The sequence below is a fragment of the Micromonospora globispora genome (assembly GCF_003857015.1).
In the GTDB taxonomy this organism is placed as follows: Bacteria; Actinomycetota; Actinomycetes; order Mycobacteriales; family Micromonosporaceae; genus Micromonospora; species Micromonospora globispora.
Genome location: NZ_QGGF01000022.1, coordinates 1 through 4,690, shown reverse-complemented (window position 1 = coordinate 4,690; position 4,690 = coordinate 1). Strand labels below are relative to the sequence as shown.

The 4,690-nt window shown below is 73.7% G+C and carries 6 protein-coding genes; 3 read left to right on the top strand and 3 right to left on the bottom strand.

From position 1 onward, the window contains the following. Window positions 1-150 precede the first annotated feature (150 nt). Together DKL51_RS00645 and DKL51_RS00640 are read right to left on the bottom strand one after the other, a co-directional pair. The gene (locus DKL51_RS00645; RefSeq protein ID WP_109942794.1) at window positions 151-396 is read right to left on the bottom strand and encodes a hypothetical protein; all 246 of its coding nucleotides are present in this window, start codon (window positions 394-396) and stop codon (window positions 151-153) included. Between the two features lie 70 nt (window positions 397-466). Next, window positions 467-1,369: a DUF72 domain-containing protein gene (locus DKL51_RS00640; RefSeq protein ID WP_109942793.1), complete on the bottom strand. Its 903-nt coding sequence runs from the start codon at window positions 1,367-1,369 to the stop codon at window positions 467-469. 191 nt (window positions 1,370-1,560) lie between these two features. Between DKL51_RS00640 and DKL51_RS34605 the strand changes: the two genes are divergently transcribed. After that, window positions 1,561-2,331 (top strand): hypothetical protein, encoded by a 771-nt coding sequence (locus DKL51_RS34605; protein ID WP_165823019.1) that lies wholly within the window; start codon window positions 1,561-1,563, stop codon window positions 2,329-2,331. A gap of 96 nt (window positions 2,332-2,427) precedes the next feature. On the opposite strand, the gene DKL51_RS00630 is transcribed toward DKL51_RS34605, so the two are convergent. Next, on the bottom strand, window positions 2,428-3,645 hold the full coding sequence (locus tag DKL51_RS00630; protein WP_109942791.1) for a S8 family peptidase: 1,218 nt from the start codon (window positions 3,643-3,645) through the stop codon (window positions 2,428-2,430). A 290-nt stretch (window positions 3,646-3,935) separates the two neighbouring features. Here DKL51_RS00630 and shbA point away from each other — a divergent pair, with 290 nt between their 5' ends. Both shbA and DKL51_RS00620 read left to right on the top strand, forming a co-directional pair. After that, window positions 3,936-4,508 carry an RNA polymerase sigma factor ShbA gene (gene shbA / locus DKL51_RS00625; protein ID WP_109942790.1) on the top strand — a complete coding sequence of 191 codons (573 nt, stop codon included), beginning with the start codon at window positions 3,936-3,938 and terminating at the stop codon, window positions 4,506-4,508. After that, window positions 4,505-4,690: anti-sigma-D factor RsdA (locus DKL51_RS00620; RefSeq protein ID WP_221623109.1), on the top strand; the 186-nt coding region annotated here is incomplete at its 3' end. The genes shbA and DKL51_RS00620, both read left to right, overlap by 4 nt.

Below are 4,690 nucleotides of genomic sequence, written 5' to 3'. Positions count from 1 at the left end.
GGGCGTCGGCGTCCGCCCGCGGCGCCGGGCCGGGCCGGGTGCCGGCCGGTGAACCCGGCCGGCAGGAACTGCAGAAGCTGATCGGCGTCCGCTGACGGCACGATGCCCGGGGCGATGCACACCGCCCCGGGCATCCGTCGTCGCAGTCGGTCAGGAGCCGGTGCCGTCCTCCCCCGGCGTCCCCATCGCGGACGGCTCCGGCTCGGTCTCCGGCACGGCTGGCTCCGGCGCGGTCGGCTCCGGGACGGCCGTCGCGGGCGGCTCGGCCACCCGGTGCCCGGTGTCGTCCACCAGGCTCGGTGCCATGCTGCCGCCGTGCGCCTCCTCGGCCTCCCGGGTTTCCCGCGGGTCCCGCTCGTCCGGCGCCGGGCTCGTCGCCTCGTCCCGCTCGCTCACACGTTCCCCCTCGCCTCGGTCCTCGGCACCGCCGGTACCCGGAGCGCACCGGGAAAAACCTCCGCCGGCGTCAGGTGGCCGTGACGGCGGGCTTCCGAACGGCTTCCACGCCCAACAGCTCGGCGAGCCGGGCCGCGTCCCGTTGGGCCTGGTCGCCGCAGCAGTTGTTCATCAGCACGTGCAGCTCGGCGCACTGCCCGGCCAGCTCCTCCAGCAGCTCGGACCAGCAGCGCAGCTCCTCCTCGCCGTAGGCGTAGCGGAACTTGTCCTGCTTGTCGCCGCTCTCCCAGGCGGTGCTGTGCCCGTGGAACCGGACCACGGCGAGGTCGGCGGTGGCGACCAGGATCGGCGGCACCGACGAGGCGTACCCCTGCGGCATGTCGACGCAGACGTAGCTGAGCCCGTGCTCGCGGAGGAAGGTGACGGTGTCGACGACGGTCTCGTCGGTGAACCAGGAGGCGTGTCGCAGCTCCACACCGACCCGCCAGGGCCGGCACCGCCGGGCCAGCTCGACGATCCGGCGCTTGGCCGCCGCGCCGTGGGCCAGCCAGGGTGGGAACTGCAGCAGCACGGCGCCGAGCCGGTCGGCCGCCGCAACTGGCGCCAGCGCCGCCCAGAACCGGTTCCAGAGCTCGTCGTACGTCTCGTCGGGCAGGTCGCGCCAGCGGATCCGGCCCTGGGCGCCGGCCGGGCGCAGGTCCCCGGGCAGCGCCGCGACCGGGGTGTGGTGGCCGGTGAAGAGGCGGAACGCCTTGACGTCGAAGGTGAAGCCCGGCGGCGTCGCGGCGACCCAGCCCTCGGTGGTCTCCGGCGGCGGGACGGCGTAGTACGAGGTGTCCACCTCGACGAGTCCGAACCGCTCGGCGTACCAGCCGAGCCGCCCGGCGGGCGTGTTGACCGAGCGCGGGTACCAGCCGGAGCGGACCAGCATCTGGTCGGCCCAGGAGGACGTTCCCACTTTAATAACACCCATGTAATTCAGTTCACCTCCATCCCGGCGAATCGGCAACCGCTGGCCGCCGTCGCCTCCGGCCTGCAGCCGGACCGCCGGGGCCGCCCGACCGCGGGTAGCGCACGGTGGTGATCGAGCTCACCTGCGTGATCGGGGGCGGATGGGGGTCGCGGTGTGACGCCGGAGCAGGCGACGGCGCTGAGAGACACGAGATGAACGCACACCGCATGGACCAGGAAACCGTCGAGCGACTGCTCGTCGGTCCCGTCGCCGACCCGCCGAACGGCTCGGAGGCGCTCCTCCGACTCCTCACCGCCGTCCGCGCCGCCCCGCGTCCGCACGAGCTCACCGGCGAGGCGGCCGCTTTGCGGGCCTTCCGGATGGCGCAGGCCGGCCTGCTGCCGGTGGCGGCATCTCGCCCCCAGCGGCGGACCCTCGCCGGGCTCCTCAGCGCGAAGGTCGCCCTGGCCGCCCTGCTCGTCGCCACCACCGGCGGCGTGGCGCTGGCCGCCGCGACCGGAACCCTTCCCGGTTCCCTGGGTGGCGCCGACGAGGGCACGACACCGGGCGCCACCGCCGGCGGGCACCCGTCGCCGACCGCCGGCCCCGACGTTTCCCCCACTCCGGCCACCGGCGCCTCCGGCCGGCCCACCGACTCGCCCTCCCTGGTCGGGCTCTGCACGGCGTACCGGGCGGAGGCGAACGAGAACCGGCGCCGGGCACTGGAGACGCCCCGCTTCGCGGAGCTGGTCTCGGCCGCCAACGGGCGGGAGAAGGTGCCGAGCTACTGCGACCGCCTGCTCGACGGCCGGGGCAACCAGGCCGACCCGTCCGCCACCGGGTCCGACCGGCCGGGTGGCGAACCGACCGACCGGGTGACCGGCAAACCGGAGCACTCGCCATCGAACCCGGGCACCACCGAGTTCCCGACCGACCGGCCCACCGGCCCCTCAGTCGACGGGCCCGCCCCGACCCCGCGCTGAGCTGACACTCGTCGACCGCCCGGCGTACGGGCGGTCGACGTTGAGTACGGCCGACCGTGCCGGCCCGAGCGGGCCGGCACGGTCTACTGCCGACGGTCAGAAGGTGGAGACGTTCAGCAGCTTCTCCTGGATCCCGTCCGGGTCACCGGCCGGCCAGCTGTAGTTGGTCGTACCGGCCGACTGGAGGGCCGACTTGACGGTGCTGGGGCTGGCCGACGGGTGGGTCGCCTTGTAGAGGGCGGCGCCACCGGCGGCGTGCGGGCTGGCCATCGAGGTGCCGGAGATCGTGTTGTAGCCGCCGCCCTTCCAGGTGGAGTAGATGCAGACACCCGGGGCCATCAGGTCGACGTCGGCGCCGTAGTTGGAGAAGTCGGCGATGGTGTCGTCGACGTCGGTGCGGCAGGTGGGGGCGGCGCCGCCACCCGGCTGGCCGTTGAAGTCGGCGAGCGCGCTGACCGTGATGACCTCGTCGTAAGCGGCCGGCACGTGGTTGGCGGCGTTGTCGGTCTCGTTGCCGGCGGCCACGACGTACGTCACGCCGGCCGCGACCGACTTGCAGATGGCCTCGTGCATGGCGTCCTTGTTGCTGCCGCAGGCGCTGTCGGAACCCGAGCCGCCGAGGCTCATGTTGGCGACCTCGATCTCGCTGGCGTGCGCGGTCACGTAGTCGATGCCGCAGATGATGTCCGAGAACGACCCGCTGCCGTTGTTGTTCAGCACCCGGACCGGCCAGAGCCGGGCCCCCGGCGCCATCCCGACCACGCCGACGCCGTTGTCCAGGGCGCCGATCGTGCCGGACACGTGCGACCCGTGGCCGTTGCCGTCGTTCGCGCTGGTGCCGGTGGAGCAGTTCTTGGCCCCGGCGGTGTAGACGTTCAGGTCGGGGTGGGTGAGGTCGATGCCGGTGTCGATGACCGCCACGTCCACGTTGACCCGCTCGTCCGCGCCGTTGATCTTCGCGGTCGGGCTCAGCTCGGCGTCGGCCCGGTTGATGCCGGTCGGCGTGGTCTGGGCGTCGGCCGTCGCCACCCCGTCGGGCTGGACGAAGAGCACCCGCGAGTCCCGGGCGATGCGGGCGGCGGCGGTGGCGCTCATCCGGCCCGAGTAGCCGCGCAGCGCGTACTCGTAGATGTGGCCGACGGTGGCGCCGTTGGCCCTGGCCTGCTCGGCGGCGACCGACGCCGAGTTGGCGTCGGCGCGGAGGACGACGATGTAGCCGCTGTCCGCCTCGGCGCGGGGGGCGGCGGTGGCGCCGGTCGCCGAGGCGGCGACGACGATGCCGGTCAGCATCGCGACGCCCAGTGTCTTGCGCATGGGGGTTCCTCTCCACGTGCGGTTGGGGCGGTTGGCCCACGCCGAGGCTGTCGCAGGGAGAAGGGTCCCGACCAGGGCCGGAAGCCATTCGTTATTGGAAATATATAAATCTAATAGAAAAGCCGCACAACGGCTGACCCGGCGTCGACGACGCCAGGTGAGACGGTGCACGGCCCTCCTGCCGGGTTATCGCCGTGACCCGGCGCCGCGTTTCACCGCTGACCCCTTGGCGGTACGCCCACCGACCGCTACCGTTCGAGCCAGCGCTGCGGAAGGGCCTCTTGACCTTGATGGACACACCGGAGCCCGACGTCGTCCGTCGGGCCGTCGCGGGAGATCCCGCCGCGGTGGCGCGGGTGCTGACCCAGATCAGGCCGATCGTCGTGCGCTACAGCCTGGCCCGACTGGGTCACGTCGGTGCCGGTGGCGCGACCGCGGAGGACGTCGCCCAGGAGGTCTGCCTGGCCGTGCTCCGGGCGCTTCCCCGCTTCACCGACCAGGGCCGCCCCTTCCTCGCCTTCGTCTACGGGATCGCCGCCCGCAAGGTCGCCGACGCCTGCCGCGCGGCGAGCCGGGACCGGACCGAAAGCGTCGCCGACGTGCCGGACAGCGCCGATCCCGCTCCCGGGCCGGAGCGCCGCGCCCTCACCGCCGACCTGGGCGCCCGCCTCGCCGAGCTGCTGGCCCAGTTGCCGGCCACCCACCGGGAGATCCTGGTGCTGCGGCTGGCGGTCGGCATGACCGCGGACGAGGTCGGTACGGTGCTGGGTATGACCGGGGGTGCCGTCCGACTCGCGCAGCACCGCGCGCTCACCCGGCTGCGCGCCCTCGCCGGTGACAGCCTGGCCATGGTGATCCGGTGACCTTCGACGCCCCCACTCCCCCGCCGCACGACCCGGTACTCCGGGACGACCAGCTGCTCGACGCGCTCCGCCGCGGCGAGCAGCCTCCCGAGGACGACCCGGTGGCTGGTCTCCTGGCCGGCTGGCACGCCGACGTGGAAACCCGCGCCGCGCTGCTGGACGCCGCCACGGCGGGACCCGGC

Coding starts and splice junctions, on each gene's coding strand:
- DKL51_RS00640 (WP_109942793.1), bottom strand. CDS start 1,369: ATGGGTGTTATTAAAGTGGGAACGTCCTCCTGGGCCGACCAGATGCTG.
- DKL51_RS34605 (WP_165823019.1), top strand. CDS start 1,561: ATGAACGCACACCGCATGGACCAGGAAACCGTCGAGCGACTGCTCGTC.
- DKL51_RS00630 (WP_109942791.1), bottom strand. CDS start 3,645: ATGCGCAAGACACTGGGCGTCGCGATGCTGACCGGCATCGTCGTCGCC.
- shbA (WP_109942790.1), top strand. CDS start 3,936: ATGGACACACCGGAGCCCGACGTCGTCCGTCGGGCCGTCGCGGGAGAT.